Source organism: Paenibacillus sp. M-152, from assembly GCF_003856555.1.
In the GTDB taxonomy this organism is placed as follows: Bacteria; Bacillota; Bacilli; order Paenibacillales; family Paenibacillaceae; genus Paenibacillus; species Paenibacillus polymyxa_C.
Genome location: NZ_CP034141.1, coordinates 2913307 through 2939975, shown reverse-complemented (window position 1 = coordinate 2939975; position 26669 = coordinate 2913307). Strand labels below are relative to the sequence as shown.

15 protein-coding genes and 2 pseudogenes are annotated in these 26669 nt (G+C 40.9%); 5 read left to right on the top strand and 12 right to left on the bottom strand.

All coding sequences use genetic code 11. From position 1 onward, the window contains the following. The first annotated feature begins 229 nt into the window (after window positions 1-229). Window positions 230-1027, top strand: a complete 798-nt coding sequence (locus EGM68_RS12720) for a dihydrodipicolinate synthase family protein (RefSeq protein WP_029515236.1) — start codon at window positions 230-232, stop codon at window positions 1025-1027. Between the two features lie 200 nt (window positions 1028-1227). Beyond that, window positions 1228-2448, top strand: coding sequence for a CynX/NimT family MFS transporter (locus tag EGM68_RS12715; protein WP_058830784.1), 1221 nt, complete (start codon window positions 1228-1230; stop codon window positions 2446-2448). A gap of 1040 nt (window positions 2449-3488) precedes the next feature. Here the strand turns inward: EGM68_RS12715 and EGM68_RS12705 are convergent. The 4 genes and pseudogenes from EGM68_RS12705 to EGM68_RS12690 form a co-directional block, all read right to left on the bottom strand. Continuing rightward, on the bottom strand, window positions 3489-4232 hold the full coding sequence (locus EGM68_RS12705) for a hypothetical protein (RefSeq protein WP_231124630.1): 744 nt from the start codon (window positions 4230-4232) through the stop codon (window positions 3489-3491). A 614-nt stretch (window positions 4233-4846) separates the two neighbouring features. Beyond that, on the bottom strand, window positions 4847-5650 hold the full coding sequence (locus EGM68_RS12700; protein ID WP_129549314.1) for a Cof-type HAD-IIB family hydrolase: 804 nt from the start codon (window positions 5648-5650) through the stop codon (window positions 4847-4849). 26 nt (window positions 5651-5676) lie between these two features. After that, on the bottom strand, window positions 5677-6444 hold the full coding sequence (locus tag EGM68_RS12695) for a DeoR/GlpR family DNA-binding transcription regulator (protein ID WP_129549313.1): 768 nt from the start codon (window positions 6442-6444) through the stop codon (window positions 5677-5679). 641 nt (window positions 6445-7085) lie between these two features. Next, window positions 7086-7418 (bottom strand): annotated as a pseudogene (locus tag EGM68_RS12690) (MBL fold metallo-hydrolase); the annotation flags it as partial. Window positions 7419-7818: 400 nt separating this feature from the next. Here EGM68_RS12690 and EGM68_RS12685 point away from each other — a divergent pair. Continuing rightward, window positions 7819-8370, top strand: a complete 552-nt coding sequence (locus tag EGM68_RS12685; protein ID WP_014599766.1) for a GNAT family acetyltransferase — start codon at window positions 7819-7821, stop codon at window positions 8368-8370. Between the two features lie 157 nt (window positions 8371-8527). Here the strand turns inward: EGM68_RS12685 and EGM68_RS12680 are convergent, their stop codons facing one another. The 4 genes from EGM68_RS12680 to EGM68_RS12660 all read right to left on the bottom strand — a co-directional run bounded on the left by EGM68_RS12680 (window position 8528) and on the right by EGM68_RS12660 (window position 12302). Continuing rightward, window positions 8528-8920, bottom strand: a complete 393-nt coding sequence (locus EGM68_RS12680) for a tautomerase family protein (protein ID WP_013371236.1) — start codon at window positions 8918-8920, stop codon at window positions 8528-8530. A 275-nt stretch (window positions 8921-9195) separates the two neighbouring features. Next, on the bottom strand, window positions 9196-9984 hold the full coding sequence (gene murI, locus EGM68_RS12670; protein ID WP_013371235.1) for a glutamate racemase: 789 nt from the start codon (window positions 9982-9984) through the stop codon (window positions 9196-9198). Window positions 9985-10056: 72 nt separating this feature from the next. Then, window positions 10057-11298: a YbfB/YjiJ family MFS transporter gene (locus EGM68_RS12665; protein WP_013371234.1), complete on the bottom strand. Its 1242-nt coding sequence runs from the start codon at window positions 11296-11298 to the stop codon at window positions 10057-10059. A 155-nt stretch (window positions 11299-11453) separates the two neighbouring features. After that, a complete protein-coding gene (locus EGM68_RS12660) occupies window positions 11454-12302 on the bottom strand; it encodes an alpha/beta fold hydrolase (protein ID WP_013371233.1) in 849 nt (282 codons plus the stop codon). Window positions 12303-12435: 133 nt separating this feature from the next. Between EGM68_RS12660 and EGM68_RS12655 the strand changes: the two genes are divergently transcribed. Both EGM68_RS12655 and EGM68_RS12650 read left to right on the top strand, forming a co-directional pair. Next, on the top strand, window positions 12436-13311 hold the full coding sequence (locus EGM68_RS12655; RefSeq protein WP_013371232.1) for a LysR family transcriptional regulator: 876 nt from the start codon (window positions 12436-12438) through the stop codon (window positions 13309-13311). Window positions 13312-13451: 140 nt separating this feature from the next. Then, window positions 13452-13696: pseudogene (locus tag EGM68_RS12650) on the top strand (TetR/AcrR family transcriptional regulator); the annotation flags it as partial. Between the two features lie 184 nt (window positions 13697-13880). Here EGM68_RS12650 and EGM68_RS12645 read toward each other — a convergent pair. From EGM68_RS12645 to EGM68_RS12625, 4 genes are all read right to left on the bottom strand, one after another. Continuing rightward, on the bottom strand, window positions 13881-15047 hold the full coding sequence (locus EGM68_RS12645) for an alpha/beta hydrolase family protein (RefSeq protein ID WP_129549312.1): 1167 nt from the start codon (window positions 15045-15047) through the stop codon (window positions 13881-13883). Window positions 15048-15372: 325 nt separating this feature from the next. Next, on the bottom strand, window positions 15373-16425 hold the full coding sequence (locus EGM68_RS12635; protein WP_129549311.1) for a HAMP domain-containing sensor histidine kinase: 1053 nt from the start codon (window positions 16423-16425) through the stop codon (window positions 15373-15375). A gap of 4 nt (window positions 16426-16429) precedes the next feature. Next, the gene (locus EGM68_RS12630) at window positions 16430-17122 is read right to left on the bottom strand and encodes a response regulator transcription factor (protein ID WP_013371228.1); all 693 of its coding nucleotides are present in this window, start codon (window positions 17120-17122) and stop codon (window positions 16430-16432) included. Between the two features lie 166 nt (window positions 17123-17288). Next, window positions 17289-26648 carry a non-ribosomal peptide synthetase gene (locus tag EGM68_RS12625; protein WP_129549310.1) on the bottom strand — a complete coding sequence of 3120 codons (9360 nt, stop codon included), beginning with the start codon at window positions 26646-26648 and terminating at the stop codon, window positions 17289-17291. Between the last annotated feature and the right edge of the window lie 21 nt (window positions 26649-26669).

The following is a 26669-nucleotide window of genomic DNA, read 5'->3' as shown; positions in this document are numbered from 1 at the left end:
GGTAGTACACCTCGTCACATAGTCAAACCAGATACACAAACAAAGAATAACTAGAAAAGATTAGTTAATACTTTTGGCCTGTAAGAATGTAACCAAACTTTAAACAACATGAACATAGAACAATTTAGTCATTCAAATATACCTTTTAAAAATTATCTGAAAGGATTTAGTATTTGACCTTATGTACAAATTAGTTCTTGTAATGTATATGCACTGGAGGATATAACTGATGAAAAATTTTAATGTTGCTATTCCAACTCCCTTTCGTGATGATGAGAGCTTATATTTAGAAGGATTCAATCCTATTGTTAAACATTTAACAGATAACGGGATAGATTCACTACTTGTGTCTGCTACGACAGGCGAACAAAATTCAATGAGCATTGAAGAGCGTATCCATATTATTGATTATTTTAATCAACAAAAATTTGAAAATGTTGAACTGATGTTTGGCGTATCAGCTACAACAACAAGAAATGCAATAAAACTGGTTAAAAAGCTTGAGGAATCTGTTTTTGATTCTATTCTAATTCAGTTTCCACCTTACATTCAGCCGACACAACAACAAGCTATTTCTTATATCAATGAGCTGCTACAACATACCACTAAAAACGTTGTCCTTTATAATAATCCTTTCCGAACAGGATTTGAGCTAAGTGCTGAATCATTAAAGACTGTTATTAACCAGAAATACTCTAACCTTGTAGGACTTAAAGAAGAGAGTGATGCCAAACGTCACCATAATACTGACTTACCAGATGATTTCATCATGTTCGCTGGTGGAGATGTAAATCTTATAGAAAAGATAATGAATGGATGTAATGGACTTTCTAGTATGGTAGGAAATGTTTACCCACAAGAAATCAAACAAATTTTTAATGACTTATTAATGAATAAACCAGTAGACCTTTGGAAGATAAAACAATTAATTAATAAAGTTACAAGTGGTCAAGCCATCATAAACATAAAAAATCACTATAATTCTTTAGGTATAAAAGTAGGGGCTTGTCGTTCTCCTATTAACTAACGGGAGAAGTCCAAAAATTCGCTTAATTTAATTAAAATGTTTAAAAGTAACCGTCAAGTAGAAAACAACATTTTATTATGTTCTCTGCTTTACGGTTACTATTGTGGAACAATATAGAAGTGTGGCAATCCAAACAATAAATGAATTGATTACTAATTTAGAAAAGCTTTAGTATTAAATACGGAGGATCTATAGCGATCATGGGTATTTCACAAAAAACCAATCAACTAGGACAACCGAAACCGGATCTAAAGCCTAGAATAGGATTACTTATTATAGGTATCATCCTAATGGGAGCCAATCTCAGAGCCCCACTAACTTCAGTGGGTCCACTAATAAATTCTATACGTGACAGTTTAGGCATATCTAATATACTAGCAGGGACAATAACTACAGTACCTTTACTTACTTTTGCATTCTTATCCCCTTTTGCCCCTAAGTTAGCTCAACGTTTTAGTACGGAGTTTATCCTATTTATTTCTTTAATCTTATTAACCATTGGATTTGGAATACGTTCTTTTGGTGGTGTAATAACCTTATTTATAGGAACAATCTTAATTGGTTCATGTATTGCCATTGGTAATGTATTACTTCCCAGTCTCATTAAACATAACTTTGCACAACATGTAGGAATGATAACAGGGATTTATATAGTCTCTATGAATTTATGTGGAGCTATTGGATCCGGTATAAGTATCCCCATCTCCTCATTATCAGGGTTAGGATGGTCAGGAGGTCTCGGATGCTGGGGAATCTTATCTCTTCTTACACTTTTCTTTTGGTTACCACTAATACAAAATCAACATAAATCTATTAGATTTGTACAAACTAAAAAGAAAGTTAAATCTATAAACTTATGGCATTCTAAACTAGCATGGAATGTCACGTTATTTATGGGTTTTCAATCCTTAATCTTTTATACCATGATAACGTGGCTTCCTGAAATTCTTGAACAAAAAGGGCTGAACACTCATGAAGCTGGCTGGATGTTGTCTTTAATGCAATTTGCTATGCTTCCTACTACGTTTATTGTCTCTATTTTAGCTGGACGTTTAAAGAAGCAGCATTCATTAGTACTGGTTTCAGTCGTCTTGCTTATTGGAGGGGTATTCGGTATCTTACACGGAAGCACGATCCTTATTCCAATATGGATAATTATGGTGGGAATTGGAGTGGGATTTGCCTTTAGTTTAGCTATGATGTTTTTTAGTTTACGTACTCAAGATACGAATGAGGCAGCAGAATTATCCGGTATGGCTCAATCATTAGGTTATCTTTTGTCTGCTATTGGCCCTGTCTTATTTGGATGGTTGCATGATGTGACACATAATTGGAATACTTCCTTACTGATGTTAGTTTTAACTTCTGTTATTATCTTTATCACGGGTATAGGCGCAGGAAAAAATGAATATGTAGCATAGGATACCAGTCAGTAAACAAGAATACTTGGTTTTTAACCCAGTCTCAAAAACATTTGTTTTTGGGACTTTTTTGTAATTGGTATTAATATATAAAGGGGAATGGATAGTTGAAAACAAGAGAACTTCTTACCGACTGTCGCTATTTTCTTGAACTAACGTTTCCCGTGAGTTGGACAAGATTATTAGAACTGAATGCTAATCCGTACTGGGATTCATAAATTCACTTAATCATTAAGCTCCCTGGAAATGATTTAGTTTCCTCACTCAAGCTCATGGAAGCGCTGCATGCTATTGTGCCGAACGGTACGACATATTTCTTGCAAATTACAATTAATATCTATTTTACACAACTAAGATAAGCCGTCCCCGACCCTCAGCCTCCAGTCATTACATCGTATGGTAGTACCAACAGGGTATTCAAAATCACATTCACCAATAAGAAGAAGCCAAGCTTGCGACAAATGACATTAGAAGCAGGATTGCAAAAAGCATGAATGAATTCATGTTTCTTTTCATAATGGATAGGAGCTATCGCTTTCGCTGTTGCTTCTGTGGCTATTCCTCTGCCGATGTGTCTATGGCTTAAACCTATACTTACAATCAAATATATATATATTGTGACACAATATATAAAATCCTTATTAAATAAAGACTAAATAATAATTTAATCAAACTAAAAGAGATACGGGTTTTGTGAAGATGTCTTAGAAAACCCGCATAGCAACGTAGATTCTTCATGATATAAATCAGGTAAAATTCATCAATCTCACTGTATTTATCCCTGAGGCTAGACTTAGAGAAGATTTGTGTCATACAATTACTTAGTCCATATTCTCCCCATTTTTATCCAATGACAAAAATGTTCCTACATTAATGACGCAAAGTTACCTAAATAGGTTCACCGATTTCACATTGATCCTTGAAGTCCATTTGTTCATTTTAATTGCCTTGTAGCTGGCTGCCAGGATATTGTTAAGTATCTTTTGAAACAAAAAAAAGAACGACTACCTACTGGAAGCCGTATAAACCGTGCCAAACAGTTATTCTATTATTAACTCACCCTTAATTCTATACTTCACCTTATTATTAGAATGCTCTTCTTCCCTCTTCGCCATATGTATCTCAGGTTCAATCAAAAACTCTTCTGTACATAATTTACTTTCATTATTCGGATCTTTGTACACCAATATGATATTCAAACTGAATAAATCCAAGTTTTCATTAAATGCCTTTATGTTCAATAAGTATATGTACCATCTAGGAAGATGTATTTTTATACCGTGTTTTTCTGCGCCAACAGGATGAATCGTTCCCAATTCCTCAAGATGAAAACTGATTTCATGTTTGATATTTTCTACTTTATTAAATGAAATAACGACTTTTTCTTCTTCCTCAGAAAGATAAAATGAATGATTATCTTCATCATTGAAAGCAGTATGATCTTTCATAAAATCATTTAATTCATCAAAATCAACCGCAATCTCAACCATGACATTTTCTGCTGGGATATTTCCATGATTATAAACTTCTAGATAAACACTAGATTTATCGTCTTGAAACGATGATTCCTCCACACCACTTCCCCAGTCCTGAAAGAGTGATTGATGGAGTTCAACTTCAAATGTTTTAGACGGTATGGCTAAGTTTACTTTTCTGCTATTCTTCTGTTCGTCACTCGCCGTTTGATGACTCTTTTTCAATCGAAGCACAGCAAACACAGAAATGAATGTCGCTAATACTACTCCACCAATAGAAATGATTAGTACCAATAGTTGTATCTTCACCGATTTGTCCTCCGTTCCTATTTTCTTCATTATACACTATCCACTTATTCACTATATCTATGAATAGTGTCTAACTGCTAAAGCCCTATGTTTGATCACACAAAGATAACGTTAATGTTGCATAAAAAAGAACCCACGTTTTCATGGGTTTTAATCAGTCCATTATAAGAAAATCCGTCATAAGGCAAGCAGGCTCTCCTTGTTCACCTAGCACCCAAAAGCTTACATCACTTTTCTCATAACCTCTTATCTACGAATTTCGCAAATTTCTTTCAAATGTAAAGTATTCGTGAAAAAATTGACTATCCTGCCCTTTAGTTTAATAAAATTGACTTTTGATGCCCATAATAAGAACGTGCATCACTAATCCCTTCTGCTCTTCTGCATTACAGGTAAATAAGCTCTTCACTACAAATCCAGACGACCAAACTCCCAACCTAACTTTCCTCATCTCTTTTTGTCGTCTCACTGTGCTTTTCTTTTTCTACCGTTCTCGTCACTCGCAGACCGAGAAGATACAAACTCAGTATCCTCAGGGTTATGTGTCCCCCTCTGTTCTATTTCTAATGCCTACAGTTTTTTGGTGTTTGGATATACAATGTCACTGGATCATTTCAAACGGACAAAATGTATTTCTCCAAGCCTATTTTCAAACCGTCTTCATCATTACTCGATGTGACCCAGTCGGCAATTTTCTTAACTTCCTCTGGCGCATTCCCCATTGCAATTCCTAGGCCTGCGTACAAAATCATATCCATGTCATTATAGTTGTCTCCAATGGCCATCGATTCACGATAAGTAATATTAAATATCCCCTCGAGTTCCTGAATGGCATACGATTTGGACACCATCTCATCCATAATTTCCAGATAGGTTCCCTTGGATTTATAGACACTGATACCAGTAACTTCATTTTTGATTTGTTGTACAAGCCGCTCAACGTCTTCGGGAGGTCCCATGCATAAAATTTTGTGAGTTTCATGATCTTCTTCTATATATGAGGAAAGCACCCTCTGTATGGGAGAGCCATTAATAATTCCCGCTTCCTGAATTACCCAAGGATTTTGAGTGTTATCAACGATCCACTGGTCATAGCCATATAAGTTAAAACTAATAGAAGGATAATGATCCGATACAATATCGTATATTTGTTTAATGCTCTTTTTTGATAAACAGATGCTATGGAGGATTTCCCTATTACAGCCCAATATTAGACCACCGCTATAACAAATGACGGGAGCGTTAATATTGAGCTCTTGCTGAAGAGCAAAAATGCTGCTTGGCATTCTCGCTGAAACGAGTACAAAAGGGATATTTCCTCCCACAACCTTTTGGATTGTATTTTTGGTGTCGAATGTAATTTGATGTTTTGAATTTAACAACGTCCCGTCAATATCGCTAAAGATTGCTTGTATCATGGCCCATGCTCCCTTGCGATTTTTTATCACTTTTCTTCCTCAAGCACCTTGATAACTTCTACTCCGCTATCCTGCAACATCAGCAATGAATGCTTCGGGGCATCCTGATTTGTAATTAGAATATCAATTTCGGAAAAATTCAGACCTTTAAACGGGCTTGTTAAATTAAATTTTTTGAAATCGGCAAGTAAAAATACTTCTCTGGCACGCCTCGATACCAGCTTTTTAACTAAAGCATCATCACGGTTCGCAAAATACACTCCGTCTTCCATAATGGCGGCAGCTCCTAAAAAAGCTTTGTCAAAAAAAACATCGTTCAACTGCATAGCCGTGTCGTAGTCATAAAAAAAACGGTTTTCATGATTAAATTTGCCCCCGAGCAAATTTATGTTAATTTCACTTTTTGCTGATAAAGCTTCTGCATTATCCAACGAGTGTGTGTAAACCGTCAGATTCTTGTCCAATTGCCCACAGAGCAGTTGAATGGTAGTCGATACATCCATGAAGCATACATCTCCGTCAGCGATATGCTCAGAAGCTGCTTTTGCAATAAGCATCTTTTGCTTTGTTGCTGAGGTTACACGTTCCTTGTAGGCTCTTATTTCTTCTTTTAATAAGGGTAAGGCAATACCTCCATGGGTTCTGATAACCCCCCCTTCATGAACAAGCTTAATAATATCCCTTCTTGCCGTATCTCTCGAGATGTTCAATAAATCGCAAATTTCCGAATTTGATAATTGGTTACGGCTTTGGAGATACTCCAAAATTTTTAAAAGTCGTTTCTCTTGGTGAATATAATCCCTCCCCCTTTCCCTATATTCATCATAAGCAATTTAACGCTTTTTGTTAAGTGTTTTTAAGTGTTTTTCAAAAATTAAGCAAACTGCTTATATTGAGTATTTCACATGATAAGTCCCCGATCCGCATGCACATCGCATTAAGAGTCCAGGGACTTTATTCATTTTGCCTATTTATTGATAAATTCAATCTTTTGACATCTGCAGTGTCGGTTTTTACTTTTCGCAGTTGCGTGTTTCTCGCACGTTTAGTTTGAAGTGGATTGATTATAAAATGCTTGCACTCCTCGCGTATTAAAATAGGAAACTAATCCACATCTAATCCTACAACCGGCTCCATAACACACTCCCTAATATTAAAGTTGCGGCCACTCCCACGATGGTTCCCCCATAGCTTCGCTTGTGATACGAGATCCCTGTCTCAACCAGCTCAAACATGGTCATTGAGGGCAGTGAGAGAACTGTTTTCACGACGGGCCCGCCCCAATAAAGTCAACGTTCTCTCGGCTACCGCCATCATATGATGCCTAAGAAAAAAGGCCAACCAGAAATCTCTGATTGACCTAATAACACGAAATAAAGTCCTAGACTGTCGCTATTTTATTGAGCTAACGTTTCCCGTTAGTTTGACAAGATTATTAGAACTGAACACTAAATCCGTTGAATTTATGAATCCCAGTTCCAAATTTGACGAGATCATGTTCCCTCAGAAATTTAACTGCAATTTTTACTTCAACTAAAATTATTGGATTAAGTCCTAATGTATTGTGAGAATCGTATACCATTTTGACGTTGGGTATTCTTGCAATCTTTTCTAATGAATTCACTAAATCAACAGGGTTCGTTGAAGGATAAAAGGCATATATTGGCGCTTCATCATAGAGCAGATCGCCAGTAAATAAATACCCTTTTGTTTCATCGAAAACTGAAATATGGCCAGGAGAATGTCCTGGAGTGTGATATATAATTAATACGTCTTCTAAATTATACACTTAGCATTGAAATTTTGCCCGTTAGCTTAATGAAGCATCGTCAGTCTAATACTTTATTTTTCAGTCTAAATCTTTATTTTCTTTTACCCGCCGCGATCTAATAACTAACTCCATTTGCTTATTCGTCAGGGGCTACACTAATCTGCAGTGGGTCGATCTGAAAATCCTCTCCCTCTTGGGAAAATTGTTAAAAAACTTTTCCAATGTTTCCTTGTAAGACAGGTAGGATAATAGAAATTCCAGTCGCTCTCCCCCTGTTAACGCTCTCCTGATCATAGTGTAGCCTTCCTCTCGCAAAAACCTATAACTTAAAATGGTTGCAATATGTCGAATGCTGAAGTAAAGTTTTTTTAAGCTTATTTCATATAGGAGGATAACAATGATTTATAGAAACGCTACTGTTGATGATATATCTGCTATAGTGGAATTACAAAAAAAATATCACATTACAACCATTAGTGAAAAAGACAAACCCGATGGCTTCGTAACAACCTTATTTACAGAAGAACAATTTAAGGAATTAATTGAAAAAGAAAATGGAATTACAATTGCATGTCATGGCCAGAAGATTATTGCTTATGTGATGGCTGCCTCATGGAAGTATTGGGCTAAGTGGCCTCTTTTTCAATTTATGATTGACGATTTGAAAGATACAGAATATAAGGGAATTACGCTTTCTACTGAAAACACTTATCAGTATGGGCCAATTTGCATTGATACGGATTACAGGGGGACGGTAGTACTCCGAAAGGTTTTTGATTTTTCCAGAATGCAAATGAGTAAAAAATATCCGATATTGATAACTTTTATAAACCACATCAATCATAGATCTTACGCTGCCCATACCAAAAAGCTTGGTCTTGACGTGATTAAAAGCTTTGATTTCAACAATAATACTTACTATGAATTGGGTTGTTTCACATCAGAATGATTGGATGTAATTGTAATTTTGGACCATCCATAAGCCTATTTTACCATCTCAATACCAAACCTCATGGAAATCGCCCTTCAACTAGCCTACCAGGCCAATTTAAGGGCGATTAGAATTAGAGATATTACCGATTAAGATCGAAACGACTAGCATTGAATCAGCTTAACTTACCGGTCAAAAATTGTGCCTCCCCCAGTCCAAAACTCCAATCATCATCATTATTTTCAACAATAGATACCATTAAATCGGTTGGTGCGATGCCGCATTCAGCTTCTAACCTTTCAGCCAGCAAGGAGTAGAGCTTTTGTTTCTTCTCTTTTGGCCGGGCTTTGCTTATTATGGAGAGAATAACTAGACTATCGGTACGGTTAAATCCTAGCCCAGTATCCTCAATAATCATATGGTCCGCCGGGTGTTCGTGAACGATTTGGTAACGATCTCGCTCAGGAACGTCAAAAGCTTCCACAACAACTTGGTGGGCAACATCCAAAAGTTTTTTTAGGCTTGCTTTATCTCGTCCTTTAATAAGATCAAAACGAAGTAATGGCATTTTAACTTCCTCCCTTTAATAAAAATTATTTTTCCCTATTTATTATCAACCATTCTAATAAAAGAAAATTATCGGACTAAGGGTACACGCTCCTCCAACAGTACCAGTAGCTGCTCTTCAAATGATTCTGAAAACTTTATATGAGATGGATTTTGAGCAGTTCTAAGTTTGATGCGGTATTTATTCAGATAATCTGTGATCCGGTAAACTGCTTCTTCCGAATCTTCTGATTGCTCAGGCAGATAGAAGTTTACTCCGAAAGGCTGGCAGACTTTTCAATTATATTCGTTAATAGCATCCAATCTTTTGAACAGTTTATTAAACTCTTTTAATTTAGCCTTATCCTCGACTTTGACCCCTGAACAATAGAATGAAATATTGCCATTGCCTTCATCTAAAGAATTCATTTCTTCCAGTACTTTTTTTAGATTTTTTGCAGTACCGTTATTTCCATCAATTATATTAACATCCGATGAAAATAATTTTCTAAATATATCTTTATAGTAAGAAAAGTGAGTACATCCTAAAACAATAGTTTCATACTTACTTAAATCATATATAGATAATTGTTCTTGAAGATAAGGCAGCACTATTTGCTCGTTAAACTCAAAACTTTCTGCAAACTGAACTAATTTCGGAAGAGGTAATAAATCAACAACATGCTCGTTATCTAATTTAGTAATAAGATTTTGAAGTCTTTCTTCCCTTAGAGTCAAAGCAGTAGCAGTTACTAAAACTCGTTTATCTATATTTTTTTTTGATTTAACAGCTGGTTTTACGGCAGGCTCCATACCAATGATTGGAATGCTGTATTTTCCCCTTATTTCTTCGATTGCTGCGCTTGTGGCAGTATTACAAGCAATCACTATCGCTTTTACTTTTTGCTGGCTAATAAATTCTATAGCATTTAAAACATACTTTTTAACTTCATCTTTCGTTTTGTGCCCATATGGAACATTTAATGTATCTGCGTAATACATATAATCTTCATTAGGTAAAACTTTTAATGTATCATGCAATACAGTAATGCCTCCAATACCAGAATCAAAAAAACCTATTTGCATTTTTTATTCCTCCAATAAGGAATCAATTCACAATTCCATTTGTATCTGATTCCAAAGCAAACTGCCCAGGATCTAACTAAGCTCTTGACCAGGATGAATGTGAGCATGGTTTAAATTTCCTACCGCTCCTTTTTGACTTGAAATGACTGCACCGGATAGCAATATTATAGCAGCAACAACAAGCACCAAAGCGGCAAGAAGTAGTGATAGGTTGTAGCTATGCGCCATTTCCAACACGATTCCGGCTCCGATTGGACCGAGTATTTGACCTATGCCATAAAATCCTGTCATCAAAGCAATTGCTCTACTACCACTGGATGGTCTAGACATACGAGCCTCGGCGAGAGCAAGCATGGAGATGCCCATAAAAGTGCCTCCAAAAAGGACAGATCCTAACGTTACGCCGAATATATTGGGAAGACATACAGGCAGTATGACCCCAACAGCCTGCAGGATAAGCGCAATAATCAATGGTTTGATATAACCGACTTTACTCGCCCACCAGGACCAGATCACTGTTGATGGTACCGCCGCTATCCCAACGATAATCCAGCTAAAGTCAGCAAAACTTGACATATGAGGCATTTGCTTAACCATTGCTACAAGAAACGTCGCGCTTACTATATAACCTAACCCCTCAAGTCCATAAGCAATAAGTAGCCAGCCGAAAATAGATGGATTTTCCGCTGATGAACTCAGGGATTCAGCATTTTGAGTTATAGGTTTCGGCTCTTTATCGTGGATAAATGACCAAACGGGTACGATAAGGATGATACTAATGATCAAAAGGCCGATCCAAGGCCCCCTCCAAGTGAAAATGCTAAGAAAAGGCGTAAGTAAACCAACTAAAACAATACCAACGCCAACTCCTCCGTAAAATATACCTACCCATTTTTCACGCTTATCTGAAAACAACGCATCCAACACTAAACTTGATGATAGAACGAAAATAAGGCCGCTGCTAATTCCAGCAAGAAAGCGCAAAATCATCCACCATAAAAATGATGAAGTGATTCCCATAAGTCCCGTTAAAATGATGCAGAGTACCAATTGCATCCGAAGATGATAGGCTCTTCGGGATCCCCAGGTTATGAAACCTGCACCAAAGGCAGCGATAAGGTAACCCAAGTTATTACTCCCTGCCAAATATCCGGATTCCGTAGCGGATAGATGAGCTTGTGATTGCATCAATGGAAGTATGGAAGTATATGAAAAACGTCCGATTCCCATTGCAATAATGAGCATAACTAAACCACCGATCATGGTCTTTGTGGAATTAAACAATTTCGCATTTTTAGCTCCTGAATTCTCCATGAGACTGACCTGTCACCCTTCTAAATTCAATTTACCTCTCAATACATCAATTAATATGAACATAAATCCTGGTTAACATTAAAAAAATCAATTCCTATAACAAGAAATGACGGTAGAAACCATCCGGGATTTACCAACTTTTGAATCTTCAAATTCTATTGTTTTCCTAAAAAATCCAACATTAGTTCTCCAATTTCATATGCATGTGTTTCCAATGCAAAGTGCCCAGTATCTAATAAATGAATCTCGGCTTTAGGTAAATCTTTCTTAAAAGCCTCAGCACCAGCCGGAATAAAGGAAACATCATTTTCACCCCAGACTGCTAGCAAGGGCGGCTGATATTCACGGAGATACTGTTGAAACTCCGGGTACATTTTTACATTATTTTGGTAATCAAAAATTAAATCCAATTGTTTCTCATCATTTCCCGGCCGGGACATATAAGCTATATCAAGAGTATAGCCATCTGGGGAAACTTGACTTTCCTTTGTTCCATCAACATATTGGCCCTTGATTGTGTTAGGCGCAAATGCTGTCCTATAACTTTCCCTTTTTTCTTGTGTAGGATAACGCCAATAATCTTCTCGTGCCGCCCATTTTCCTCCTAGTCCTTCACGATAAATGTTGCCATTTTGGCTTATTATTGCTGTTACACGTTCTGGATGGTGCTTGGCAATGCGAAAGCCAATAGGGGCTCCGTAGTCAAAGACATATAACGCATATTTAGTAAGCCCTAGTTTATCGATGAAAGTTTCGATAATTTCAGTAATATGGTCAAATGTATACTGGAAATCTTCTCTGTCAGGTGATGAGGTATTCCCGAACCCCGGATAATCAGGAGCAATTAAATAGTAGTCTTTTTCTAAAATAGGTATTAGCTCTCTAAACATATGACTTGCGGATGGAAAGCCATGAAGCAATAAAATGACTGGCTTGTTGGGATTACCAGCCTCACGATAAAATACGTTTAATCCTTCTATCTCTAATGAATGATAAGCCCTCATACTATAACCTCCTGTTTTCTTCATAAGACCTGCCGCTTACTAAACTAATTGTAACTCCTCAAAAATATCGTGTAAAATGAATTTATACGATTTGTAATATCAAAATTATCAATAATAAAATGGAGGAATGACGGTGGACATCCGGGACTTGCAGATTTTTCTGGCGGTTGCGAACGAAGGAAGCATTACCAGAGCAGCCGAAAAAATGGAATATGTTCAGTCGAGTATAAGCATCCGTATCCAGCAGCTTGAAAAGAAACTGAAAACAGCGTTATTTCGTCGTGGCCGGCAAGGGGTTCGGCTCACAACATCCGGAGAGACACTCAAGTCCTATGCTGAGAAAATTGTCTTTCTTACTCAAGAGGCAGAACGAGTCGTGGCAGATAACTCAATCCCAAGAGGCCCGCTTCGGATCGGATCGCCTGAAACCACAGCTGCGATTCGGCTACCATCTATTCTCACTGATTACCATAAATCCTATCCAGAGGTGGATTTGGCATTAAAAACTGGAACGACGGAAGAACTTATCCATTTAGTGTTGAAATACGAGTTGGACGGAGCTTTCGTAGCTGCGCCAGTTGATCATGCTGAGCTCGATATTACTGAGGTAGGGGTTGAGGAACTTGCGTTTATATCGGGAGGACAATTCCCCTCAATAGATCAGCCTGAACAATTGCAAAATCTGACTTTACTAGTATTTCGTGTTGGGTGTTCATACCGACGAAAACTCGAGGATTGGTTACATTTGCAAGGAATTATTCCTGCTAAGATCATGGAGTTCGGAACATTGGAAGGAATCCTTGGATGTATTCATGCTGGTCTCGGAGTATCCCTTTTACCTCGCTCGGTGGTTGAAAGAGCCACGGTTCAATATAACTTGCGATCTCAAGAAATCTCGGAAGAATTCTATAAAACCCCGACTCTATTCATACGTCGTAAAGATACTTATGAAACTGCAGCTATGTCCGAATTTATCCGGATTTCAAAACAGAGGTTCATTCTTACGTAATCTGCCATCGAAAGTTATCGACAATATCCTACATTTTAGAGCACCATATTAACGAGAACAAACCATACTGTGTAATTAACTTATAGAAACCGCAGCCTTCTAGCGGACTGGCGTCATGGGCAACAAAACAAAGAAAGCAGCTGATCACATTGGTCGGCTGCTTTCTTGTTGTTATAGAGCTAACGGCTGTAAAAAACTTCGATAACATTACCATTCAAGACATTGCAGACCAAGCAAACGTAAACCGTGGTACGATTTATCTTCATTATCAGGACAAATATGATTTATTGAGTCAAATCACGAGACACACATTAATGAATTAAAAGAAATAGATACCTGGGCATGTCAGATGGAATGGGCTGATGCTCTTGTTCCATATTTGCAGTCAAAAATGCATGTCCGCTAATATAAGCGTATAGAACGGTTAAAATGTTAGCGAGCCCCCTTATATTAAACTTCATGATCCTTAAATTATAAATATCTCGCTACATGCTTTCTAACAAACACATTTTCACCTGTAACTAATGTAAGTTTCATAAGATCCACCTTCTAATTAACTTAAAAATGTCCTAGCAATCACTTGGTCTAGGTGCAGAAGGGCCAAGACCAACGGAACAAAGCCAATTCAGTACTACCTCATGCAGCACGTTGATGTTGTCTACCTGGCAGTGTTCTAATCCGCCAAGTCTTCTATCCTCTATGGCGAAGAACGTCTTGTTTTTCGAACCAGCCTGCTCGTAATTTTTAAGAGCTTGCGTTAGTGGATTGGGCTGAACTAATATCTCTTCCGCACCGTGCATCACAAGAAGCGGGCATTCTATCTGGTGAAGCACGCCCTCGAGATTGTAGGCAAAACGAGGATTTTCCGCAAAGTCATCCAAGCTTTTTGCACCCAGGATTCTCATGCCGTGAGCAGCCAAACTCGGCGGCATCCATTTTAGCATTGCTTCCCAGTCGAATGCGTGGGTGCCTCCGTTAGAGATGACGGCAGCAATCCTGTGGTCGAAGGAAGCAAATCTAAGGGAGTCGTATGCCGCAAAGCTCTCACCATGGACAATAATCTTGCTAGGATCCACTTCCGGTCTAGTCAGAAGAAAGTCGATTGCTCTTGAATGAAAAGCCTCGCTGTCAGCTCGTCTGCCCTTTCCCTTTTCGTACATTGAGAGACCGGTCCCAGGCTGGTCATAGACCATAAAGTTATATCCACACGAAATAAAGGCAGGCCCTAACCAGAAATAGTTCTCAATTGACCACTCATCACCACCATTGAGAGCCAAAATTGTGGGCTTCGGACCTTTTATCCAAGAAGGTGAGAAAAAGTACCCATCCAACTTGACATCCTCATAATCTACTTGGATTTTCTCGGGTTTGACATCGAAGTACTTTCCGGCAGCTTCGAAGAGTTCATTTACCTTCCTAAATATACGGATTTTCTCGGTGTCATTATCCATCACAGCATATTCAGCGATTCGGTGGTAATTGCAAGCACGAATGTAGCAGTTACGTGCTGTATACCAGTTTCCAAAAGCTTCTGCCTCCTTGCCATGTCTTTCCAAGGCCTCTGCTGTTATGAGCCATTCCCTATGCCATGTTTCCTTATCATTGGGATCTATTTTTTTGCATGCTTCATAAATTTCGGTGACATCAGTAGCACCAAGACTTGCCATGCCTAGAGCTTTAGTTACTTGATATGACATCATATAGTTGTTTGGCCAACGACTGAATTCAATTGACATTGCAGTATCCCCCTTTTCTAGTTCTATTGATTACTACCGTCCTTCTCTGATTAAGCAAGGGTGTATGTTTCGAAATGGTAGCACCTATCTATGTCGGTGCCGCAAACTTGATTTTCTACCATATCATTTCCTCCTATCAATTTACTTGTAGTGTTTAAGCTACAAGTAAATTTTAAGATATAAAAATAAAGCTTCTCTAAAAGGAAAATAAAACTTTATAAAGAGAATATAAAAAATCATAAAGTACTAAAAAGCAAAAAGGCCACTGCCTATGTTCTGTACTTTCAACCAGCAGCGGCCTCTAAATTATTGTAAAAAAATAAAATTAGTGTTTTGCAAGTGGAAGGCTGAACTTTATGCCCAGACCGCCATACTCAGAAGAATATGCATAGATTTCTCCACCATGATGTTCAATAATTGATTTACAGCTTGCAAGTCCAAGCCCTATCCCGCCATTTTCAATTTGCCGGGATTTATCCACAGTGAAAAATTTAAGAAATAGTGAAGAGATATCCTTATCCGGCACTCCAGTCCCATTATCCTCAATTTCAAAATAGGCATAAGAACCTTGTGAGTATCCAGTCATATACACTTTCAACTCATTTTTTCCTCCATATCTTACAACATTACTGAAGAAATTACCAAAGACCCGACCTATCATAATTTCATTGACCATAAGCATTACATTTCCCGTGAATAAATGTTTGTAAACAAGCTCACAGTCAAGTCCTGATAGCTCATATTCATATTCTAGGGCAATGTTTTCAAATAATTTTGATGCATCGACGGGTTTCACAGTCATGGATTCTAAATCCTGTTTCTCTTTGGTGAAGCTTACAAAGTCATTGATGAGTTCAGCCATATATTTTGACTTTTTTTGTATCAACTCATAATATTCCTGCTTTTCATTTTCTGATAGACCCTTTTGCATAGCTAACAGTTCAGCAAAACCATTAATAGATGTTAATGGTGCTTTTAGATCGTGAGCAATGGCAGCAATGATATCCGTTTGCTCTTTGTGTGCTAGTTGGAGCCTCTTTTCCATCTTATTAAAGTGATTATAAAGGTCTCCAATTTCATCATTACTTCTTAATGCAAGTGGAGGCAATGGATGCACAATATTTATTCTTTCCAATCTGGTATTAAGCAGTCCGATTGGTTTTTCTATAAAAAAATAAATATACATAATCAAAATAATAAAGATGAAACAGGCAATAGCAAATATAGGAAAGAGTAATCCTATATATGAGGGATTCAGTAATGAACTGGATATAGGTGAATATGCTGCAAAGATAAACTTTAAATAGATTCCAATTGAAACCATAAAAACTATAAACATCACCAGGAAGAGTAAAGGCAGCTTTATTTTCAGTTTCATACCATTACTCTCTTTCCTTGTACTTATATCCGATGCCCCAAATTGTTTTAATAAAGTCATATTCAGGACCAAGTTTCTTACGGATATTTTTTATATGAACCGTTACGGTATTTAATTCTCCGTATTCGTCTCCCCAGACATATTCATATATCCGCTCACGAGTCAATACATTATTGGGGTTATGCATGAGCATGGACAATATTTGAAATTCCTTTGTTGATAAGTTAAGCTTTCTGTTATTTAGAAATGCTTCAAAGGTCTTATCATTCAAGATGAGAGGAGAATCAGTCCTTTCTCTATTGGGACTAAGTTCATTCCACTCTTTAAGCAGCCTGTCAACTTTTCTGAAGTTGGCCCTTATCCTGGAAGTAAGCTCCTGAATGCTAAAGGGCTTTGTCATATAATCATCTGCCCCTATTTCGAGCCCAACGATTTTATCAATATCCTTATCCCGAGCGCTTAAAAACAGAATTGGAGCATTATAAGAATTTCTGATGCTTCGGCAGACATCAAGACCATTCATACCAGGCATCATTATATCAAGAATGATGAAATCAATGTGATTTTCTTTCAATGCACATAAGGCTTCTTTCCCAGAATATGCTGGAATCGTTTCAAATCCCTCATAACTTAAACTCTTTGTTATGAGTTTTACTATATCTTTATCATCATCTACAACTAATATCTTTTTTTGCACTTTTGCACCTCCGAGCTGCTTTAATATACTTTTGCGAGTCTACCAGTTGCGGCAGCATGATGCAATGAATACAATAACAAGAATAGCGATCAGATTGGCCATCCCGCCCTGTATGAGAAACGGATAAAACGGCTATCCTTAAACAATAGATTCACATCTTCATCTTCTACTGCAAAATAGTCAAAGCATTCAAAAGCCTGTCACGAGCAGTCTGGAAGATTTGATGGATATACTGCCGGTTTTCTTTATATGGAATAGTAAGTGAAATTTTCAGAATATCCCCTATATGCTCTGACTCGAAGAAAATAACCTTGTTGACATTAGTCTGTGTGCTTTCAGTATATAGATTGTCGAGCAATTCTGTATTATCGCGTCCCTCACCTAAATAGTTGAATACGATGGGCAGCTGCCCAAGTCCCTTCTTCAAAAAGCTACTGGATACCGGGTAAGCTTCCTCCATTTCCGCATTAAAGATCAGGTTGAAAAAGTTCAAATGATAGCGTGAAGCAAAGTCCAGATGGGTATGGATCCTCTTTTCATAGGGTTCCATGTCATCTTCCTGCAGTACAACGGGGATATGATCAATACACTCGCCTACGATTCCAAAATAATTCCGGTCGCCATATTGTCTTCCATAATTAGTAAGCCAAAGCGGAACATCAGAGCCTTCGAAATAGCTGCTGAAAAAACGTACAGCCATTTGAAGCGAAATCTCCCACATCATCGCAGGGCCGTGCTGCTCTGAAATTCCGTCTAAATTTAGCGTCCAGCGATATCTAGTAGTGTCAGCATAGTTGCGTTCTTCGGTCAGCGCGTGGATACGTTCATTATTCTCACCAAACCTCTGAAGTTCGAATTGCTCGCTGATTTCCTGATCCCTGATTCCTTGAGGGCCTTGACGGATATGGTTCACATAATCCCGGTACTGCATCTCTTCTATCGTATATTCCTGTTGCGGGTGATGATATTCATCAAGAAGCTGTCTGCGTAAGATGTCGCTGCTCGTAGCATCAAAGATGATGTGCGAGCAAGGAAATAACAACAGATGTTCACGCAAATTTAAGCGAACCAGGACAATCCGGTACTGCAACGATTGTGTAAGTTCATAAGGTTCTAAAAACAGGCTGGAAGCGATAGATAAAAGTAGCCTACGTTGTGCTTGTACCGGCTGATCCGAGAGATCAACAATCGGTATAGAAAGATGCTCTGGAGCTGGATGCAGCTCCCATTCCCATGCTCCGGACGATTGAACAAGCACACTTCTTAGCAATTCATGGCGGTGAAGAAGCCGCTGAACTGTTGCGTTCAAATGCTCGGTGTCCAAGTAGCTATCTAACTGTATTGCCATGCCCGAGCCTGTAAAATGCTGCAAATGATACTGCTGAGCTGGTGCAAGCGGATAGCACCCAATAGCATTTAGACTTAATATATTGGTATTCCAGCTTATATTTGACTCGGCAATGCTAGCAAGCCATTCATCGACTTGTAGTTTAAGTAAGGTTTCTTGTTCTTCGTTAGTTGGTAGAGTCCCAAAAATTCTATCTGGTTCGTCGGTTCCCCAGCGAACGATATAATGGGGATGAAGGTCTGGATGGATACGAGATTGGATAAATGCTGTGATTGCCTGAACTTGTTCTGTGTGAAAAGGCTTAACTTGCAGGAACAAATAGTCTTGCTTATCGGCGGATACGAAATGAAGCCATGCCTGTACACCAAACGCATCGGCAATTGCCTGCTCAACCTCCTGAGTTTTCGCAATAAGCGTATCCGTGTTCTCTCCGCCCTCTTCACCACGTTGTAATAGCTTGGCCAGGTTTCTGATCGTTTGATATCGCAGCAATTGATGTATATCCAATGGAATGTTCGATTCCTGCATTTTGGATACCAGTTGAATGGCCTTCAATGAATGACCTCCAAGCTCGAAAAAGCCGTCGTCAATGCCGACCTTTTCAACGCCAAGCACTGCTTGCCACAGGTCCGCCAACTGTTGTTCCACTTCATTAGTCGGAGCAACATATTCCATATCGGTACCGCTGGCCATTTCTGGTTCAGGCAATGCTTGGCGGTCGATTTTACCGTTCGTTGTCAGAGGAAAAGCCCGCAGGAACACATACTGGGCAGGAATCATATAATCCGGCAACTGGCCAGTCAAATGGGTCTTCATATCACTCTTAGATAGCGGTACGTCGGTTGAGATATAAGCACAGAGCGTTTTTTGACCATCGTTTGTGCTTTTTACCGTTACGTGCGCCTCCTGAACTGCATCATGCCTCATGAGCTGGGTTTCAATTTCCCCAGGTTCAATACGAAATCCGCGGATTTTAACCTGCTGGTCTATCCGTCCGAGATACTCCAGATTGCCATCGGGTAGCCATCTGCCCAAATCACCTGTCCGATACATTTTTTCGCCCGGAATGAATGGATTAGGGACAAAATTTAGCTGGGTCAGATCATCCCGGTTCAGGTAGCCACGCGCGAGACCATCCCCGCCAACACATATTTCTCCTTGAGCACCAATAGGAAGCAGCCTGCTTGAAGAGTCCAAAATATAAACGGTTGAATTGCCAATTGGACGACCAATAGGAATGCTGTTATATTCCTTATCAATCGGGAAATAAGTAGAAAAGGTGGTGTTTTCCGTAGGGCCATAAACGTTGATAACGTTCAGTCCCGGAGAATGTGATCTCACTGTATTAATGATCCCGGATAAAAGCACATCCCCGCCCACCAGCAGGTGATTTAGCGAAGCAAAGAGATTTGGTTTATGCTGGGTGAGCTGATTAAACAAAGGCGATGTCATCCACATCGTTGTAATATGATATCGATCCAGCGCTTCACCAAGCTGAACAGCATCCAAGATTACGGATTCCGGTACAATGTACAAGCGCAATCCGTTCAGCAAAGCTCCCCAAATTTCAAAAGTACAGGCATCGAACACGAGCGCCCCTGTTAGCAAAATGCGTTCGTTCTCGGCAAACGGCATGTAATTGGTGTTCTTCACTAGCCGTATGACATTCCGGTGTTCAATCATGACACCCTTGGGACGCCCGGTTGAACCGGATGTATACATGACATACGCCAGGTCGTCTGCCGTCATCGATTCAGAAAGAATGAAGTCGTCTGAATCGTAGGAGTTGATGTCTGCCAGATCCAGAACCATACCCGAGAAATTGAAAGTGTTCATCTGTTTTCCCTTGCCGGACAGGGTTAGCAAAATTTCGCTGCCGCTATCCTGAAGCATGAACATAATCCGTTCCTGCGGATAAGAAGGTTCCAGCGGCAAGTAGGCTCCACCCGCCTTCAAAATACCAAGAATACCGATAATCATTTCCGGTGAACGTTCAGTCAAGATGCCTACGATGGTTTCTGACACAACGCCCAGTTTCCGCAGTTTCGAGGCCAGTTGATTAGCTTTTATATTTAATTCGCGGTAGGTTAGCTCACAATCTTCAAATAAAACCGCCACTGCTTCCGGTGTTTTCTCTGCTTGTTCTTTAAAGGCGCGATGTATAGTGTGATCCGATGGGTACGGTCTTCGTGTATCGTTAAATTCAAACAAAATCTGTTGTTTTTCCTCTGCCGTCAAAAGATCAATCTCCGAAACCCGGATATTTGGGTTCTGAATCACTTGCTCCATGATTTGGATGAGGTGGGCAGCCAATTGTTTGATCGCATTTTTGTTATACGTCAATGCATTATAACTAAATTTGATTTCCAGCTCGCGCCCAGGCATGACAATTACATTTAAATCATAGTTGGTCTGTTCAATATCCTCAACTTTACCAACACGGAGAGATTTGGATTTTACTTCCGTGTCCACAAGTTCTTCCGAAACGGGGAAATTCTCAAAGGCAACAATATGCTGGATCAGGTTTTGTTTTAGTACACTATGGGCTTGAATATCAGCCAAGGAAAAATAGGAATACCGATTGGACTCCATCAAGGAATCCTGTATAGACGTAAGCAAGTCGGAAAACCGAAGTTCTGCGGAGCTTTTAATACGTACAGGTATGGTATTAATGAATAATCCGATCATATTTTCAATCCCAGGGATTTCATCAGGTCTGCCCGACACAACGGACCCGAAAATGACATCATTACTATTGTTGTACGCTTGTAGTAACAAGCCCCATACGGTTTGAAATAAGGTGCTGACGGTGACACGGTTTTGCTTCGCGATTTGTTCCATGCCTTGGGTCAGCTGCTCTCCCCATGTGCATATGAGCTGCTCTGCCTGAAACGAAGAATCAACGGAGCGGGTATAGCCGGGCACGACGGTTTCATTTTCAAAATCATCCACAAAATGGTTCCAGTATGCTGCTGCTTCCTCTTTATTTTGTCTTTTCAACCACTGAATAAAGCTGCTGAATGGATAGACGGGCTCTAATGTTAAAGGCGTATCGTCCCGAAGTGATGTGTAAATTTCAAAAAAATCTTTGGCTACCGTTCGCAGGCACCAGCCGTCCATAATTATATGATGAGAAATCCAGATAAGCTTCGAGATATCCTCATCCCACTGCACAAGCGCTAACCGGATAAGAACTTCCTTCTCCAGGTCAAAACCTCTCTGCCGCTCTTCCTGTAAAATGGCTTGAAGTCGTCTCTGCTTTTCCGCCTCTGGTAGACCGCGCACATCTTCGGTATGCACAGGAGTAGCTGATCGTTCCTCCAGTACAACCTGAAGCGGACGATCCGTCTCCTTATACACGAATACCGTACGGAAAATATCATAGCGGTCAATCAGCCTTTGTAGGCTTCGGCTGATTAGGTCGGTATCCATAGCTTCATGAATGGTAATAATCGTTTGTTCGAAATAAGCCTCTGACTTTTCATCAGCTATGGCATGAAATAGCATTCCCTCCTGCATCGGGGAAAGCGGATAGAGGTCTTTAATTTTCACTTGGTGGTTTAACAGCTTATCTGTCAAACGGTTTGCAATATTTTCAAACTGGTCCAAAGACAATTGCCCATATGTAAAATCCGTCGGGCTTTGTTCTGCTGTTTCCTTAGCACAGCAATGGCGAATAAGTTCGATCAGATGATTCTTAAAGCTGGCTGTAAGTTGCGTCACCGTCGATTCTTCATATTCATGCGCGTTATATTCGAATACAATGCTGAGTCTCTCCTTAGCCACCACACCATGAATACCAAAGCCGGGTGCTTTTTCAGTCAGAGGGCTGATTGCAGAACCGGCAAACATGGATAGTGCCGAGGTACGCCATGTTGTACCTTCTCTGGTTTCTTCGTCAAAGCTAAAGCTAATCTCAGGTGGCTTGGCAGAAAAAAGGGTTGTTTTATCCTGCTGCTCCCTGTTGGTCAAATAGCGTAAAATACCATAGCCAGCACCCTGGTTGGGTACACGCCGCAAATTGTCTTTAACCAGCTTGATTTGATAGGCCTGATCTTCGGGCTTGCTCACATGTATCACAAACGGATATACGGACGTAAACCGTCCAACTGTACGGGATACGTCAATGTCTTTAATACAATCCGTCCTGTTATGACTAGCCACCTGGACTGCAATTTCAGCATGTCCGCTCCATTCATAAAAAGCTAATCCTAGCGCCGTCAGTAAAATATCATTTATTTCTGTATTGTAGGCATGGTGCGCGTGTTTCAACAGGTTTTCAGTTTCTTCCCGGCTGAGTGTCACTTCTGATTGGTGTGCGTCACGGATGAGGCTAACCGAAACCTCATGATCTTTTGGCAGAGGACGTATCTCACGGGCTTCTACCTCATTCCAATAGTTTATTTCCTGACGCACCTGCGCGCTATGCGCGTACTTGGATAAACGTGCTGCCCATTCCTTATAGGAATCAGTTTTGGCAGGCAGTTGTAGCTTTTGACCGTTAGCAGCCTGCTGATAGGCTTTTTCCAGGTCTTCCAACAGAATTTTCCACGATACACCGTCTACGACAAGATGGTGAATGACGATTAATAAATGGTCGGCTTCCTGCAGCCGGAATAAAGCCAAACGCACAAGCGGGCCGTTACGCAAATCAAAGCCGCGTTGTAACGCGTCAGCCAATTGTAAGATTTCTGCCTCAGGTTGATCAGCATGTAATAAGTTGTAGCTTTCCAATGTGAAGCATTCACCTTCGGCTGTGCCTCTGTTATAGGCGACAGGTTCTTTTTCTCGCTCATCAAAGGTAATTCGCAAGGCATCATGGTGCGTGGTCAGCTTATCCATGGCGCTTCTCAGCCAGGTTTCATTCCATCTTTTGGTGTTCTGGAGCATGACAACCTGATTGTAATGATGACGTTCGGTTTGATGATACTCAAAAAATTCCCACTGGATTGGCGTCAGCTCCACTGCACCTTGGACTGCCCCTTGCGGGATGATCCGTGTTATTGTCTTAATATAAGGAACGATCAAATCAATCTGCGGATGACGGAACAAATCCTTCATGTCCATTTTGAGGCCCTTTGCATTCAACCGGGCTGCAATTTGCAGTGCTTTGATAGAATCTCCGCCAAGCTCGAAAAAGTTGTTGCGCAGGCCAATCGGTTTAACGCCAAGCACTTCCTCCCAGATGGAAGCGAGTGTCTGCTCCAATTTGCTCCGCGGCGCTTCATATTCGGTATCGGTCAACACAAAATCTTCGGGTTCCGGAAGCGCATGACGATCAATTTTTCCATTATGGGTCAAAGGCAATTGATCCAGCACGATAATATGGGCGGGAACCATATAGCTCGGCAACTGCTTGGCTAGCTCTGTCCGCAGGAAGGATTTGTTGGCTGCACCTGCTACGTAGGCGCACAAATACTTTTGTCCGCCCTTATCCGTTCTATCCGTGACCACCACTTGGCGTACCTCATCCAGTTGGAGTAAGGCCGACTCAATTTCCCCAAGTTCGATCCGGTAGCCACGAATTTTCACCTGAAAGTCAACTCGGCCGATGAAATCAATGTTGCCATCCGGCAGCCAGCGTGCCAGATCTCCGGTGCGGTACAGACGCTCTCCGTTCACAAAAGGATTCGGTACAAATTTCTCCGCCGTCAAGTCAGGACGGTGCAAATATCCGCGGGCTACTGAGGCGCCGCCCAAGCACAGCTCCCCGGCTACACCGATCGGGAGCGGACGCAAAGCCTCATCCAGGATATATACTTTATGATTGGGCAGTGCCTTTCCAATTGGGACGATACCGGATGAAGGCATACGCTCAGCAGTTTCTTCATAAAAGCTGGAATCAATTGCCGCTTCGGTTACACCATAGGTATTCATGATGCGCATCGTATCACCGAAGCGATTCAAAAGTGTCCGATAATTATCAACGCCAAAGCTGTCCGCGCCTGTAGTAAGTAGCTTCATGGCACTGACATCTGTACCGTGTTCATATACATAGTCCATGAGCAGCGTCAACAAGGCTGGCGGAGCTTCAAACGTCGTAATTTTATGCTGCTCGAGGACCTGGGCCAAAGCTGGAGGATCGTTGCGCACATCCTGCGGGCAGATGACCATGGTGCCCCCGTTCACAAATGTCTTGGCCAGATCACCTGCAAAGACATCGAACGACATACTGGCAATCTGAAGGAGCTTGACTGGAAATTCTTTTAACTGGTGAGCTTCTCTATAGCCCCACGCCGTATTTACGTAATGGCGATGCTCGATCATCACGCCTTTGGCGTTGCCCGTCGTTCCCGATGTGTAAATGACGTAAGCCAAAGCCTCAGGATCATGGATAGGTGTGTAAGTGGGCCCCTGTTGGTAGGCCTGCTCCGCTTGCGAAGCTTGTTGAAGTAATACTGGCAAATCCAGCACTTCACCTACAAAATCCACATCTGCCAGTAGTTCAGTCAGGGAAGATTGCGTGAGCATAATTGTAGCCCTGCTATCCTGCAGCATGTAAGTAATTCTCTCCTTCGGGTAGGTCGGATCGACAGGTACGTAGGCAGCTCCCGCTTTCATAATGCCTAGCACAGCGATAATCATATCTGCTGAACGCTCAAGCATCACGGCGACGAGATGCTCGCGTTCGACCCCGCGGCTTTGTAGCGCTTGAGCAAGCAGATTGGCCTTCTCATTCAGCTCATGATAGGTCAGTGCGGTATCTTCGTAGATGACAGCAGTCTGTTCCGGCACACGTTCTGCCTGCGCCTCAAATATTCCATGGAACGTCCCAGCAGGATAGGCGGCAACCGGTCCGCTCCATACATTGGTGAGCTCAGCCTTCTCGCTAGCAGTCAGCAGGCGAATGTCCTCCAGCGGGAGTTCAGGTGCATGTGCAATCTGAACGAGTACGTGCTCCAAATGTCCGGCTAACCGTTTCATGGCTTCATCGCTGTAGACATAGCTGTTGTAGGACAGCATAAAGCCCAGTGCTTTTCCGTCTTCTACTTCGATATTGAAGTGGTAAGGCGTTTCTTCAGATAACTGGGCGTCCTCTACGACAAATCCAAGCCGTTCCTGCAAATCAGGCCGACCAACTATATCCTCCAGTGGGTAGTTTTCAAATACAACAAAATGATCCATAAGTTGCTGCTTGAGCACAGACTGGGCCTGTATTTCAGCGAGTGAACAATAGTCATATGCCCGTGATTGAACCATGTTGCGCTGCACTTCACGAAGCAGACTTGAAAACGGCTGGTCTGCATCCCATTTGATTCGTACCGGCATGGTGTTTATGAAAAGTCCCAACATCTGTTCTACACCTGCAAGCTCCGGCGGCCGACCGGAAACAACGGTGCCGAAAACGACGTCTTCACTTTGGTTGTATCCTCCAAGCACCACTCCCCATGCGGCCAGAAACAGACTGCTAAGGGTTGTGCCGTTGTGTTCTGCCACCGTTCGCAAATGACGGGTTGTTTCATCCGTGAGTGTTATTTTATGCTCATGTAGCAGGTACCCGGTATCTGCCAGGAGTGAATGTGCTACAGGCAGGGTCGGCAGCACGGCTGGCTGATCATAGCTGTTCAGAATGGACTGCCAGTACTCCTTCGCCGCCTTCTTATCCTGCTTATCCAGCCAACGGGCATAGCCCGTATAAGGCTGCGGTGTCGGCAGTTGTACAGTCTTACCCGCTTTCAGTGCTTCATAAGCCGCGAACAGCTCTTCCATAACGATGCCGAGGCACCAACCGTCCATAATTATATGATGAAAGCTTAAAAGTAGCGTATATACGTGCGTTTTGGTTTGAAGCACCGTCAGACGAATGAGTAAATCCTTGCTCAGATCGTAACGCTGGTTCCGATCTGTGTCTGCATAGCTGCGAATGGCTGCAGCTTGCTCTGCCTCGGGAATATTTATCAAATTCTCGTAACGAAGCACCGCATTTCGCTCCTTAAACACGATGAGCCGCGAACGGGAGGCGCTTTGATGATAAATATTCGAACGAAGCGCCTCATGACGCTGCACCAGAGTCTGGAAGCTCTTTTGCAGAGCCTCCAGGTTCAGTTCACCCCGGATGGTCATTCGTACTTGCTCATAGTAAGCCTGTGATTCTGGCTCCATCACTGTATGAAAGAGCATCCCCTCCTGCAAAGGCGTTAAATTAGCCACTTTTTCGATTTCAAGACTTTTACTCATCGGATTTCCCCCTCGGCCGAA

Bases quoted from the DNA above. Each gene is read 5' to 3' on its own strand.
- EGM68_RS12720 (WP_029515236.1), top strand. From the start codon at position 230: ATGAAAAATTTTAATGTTGCTATTCCAACTCCCTTTCGTGATGATGAG.
- murI (WP_013371235.1), bottom strand. From the start codon at position 9,984: ATGCAAATAGGTTTTTTTGATTCTGGTATTGGAGGCATTACTGTATTG.
- EGM68_RS12660 (WP_013371233.1), bottom strand. From the start codon at position 12,302: ATGAGGGCTTATCATTCATTAGAGATAGAAGGATTAAACGTATTTTAT.
- EGM68_RS12665 (WP_013371234.1), bottom strand. From the start codon at position 11,298: ATGGAGAATTCAGGAGCTAAAAATGCGAAATTGTTTAATTCCACAAAG.
- EGM68_RS12715 (WP_058830784.1), top strand. From the start codon at position 1,228: ATGGGTATTTCACAAAAAACCAATCAACTAGGACAACCGAAACCGGAT.
- EGM68_RS12645 (WP_129549312.1), bottom strand. From the start codon at position 15,047: ATGTCAATTGAATTCAGTCGTTGGCCAAACAACTATATGATGTCATAT.
- EGM68_RS12700 (WP_129549314.1), bottom strand. From the start codon at position 5,650: ATGATACAAGCAATCTTTAGCGATATTGACGGGACGTTGTTAAATTCA.
- EGM68_RS12685 (WP_014599766.1), top strand. From the start codon at position 7,819: ATGATTTATAGAAACGCTACTGTTGATGATATATCTGCTATAGTGGAA.
- EGM68_RS12680 (WP_013371236.1), bottom strand. From the start codon at position 8,920: ATGCCATTACTTCGTTTTGATCTTATTAAAGGACGAGATAAAGCAAGC.
- EGM68_RS12635 (WP_129549311.1), bottom strand. From the start codon at position 16,425: ATGAAACTGAAAATAAAGCTGCCTTTACTCTTCCTGGTGATGTTTATA.
- EGM68_RS12625 (WP_129549310.1), bottom strand. From the start codon at position 26,648: ATGAGTAAAAGTCTTGAAATCGAAAAAGTGGCTAATTTAACGCCTTTG.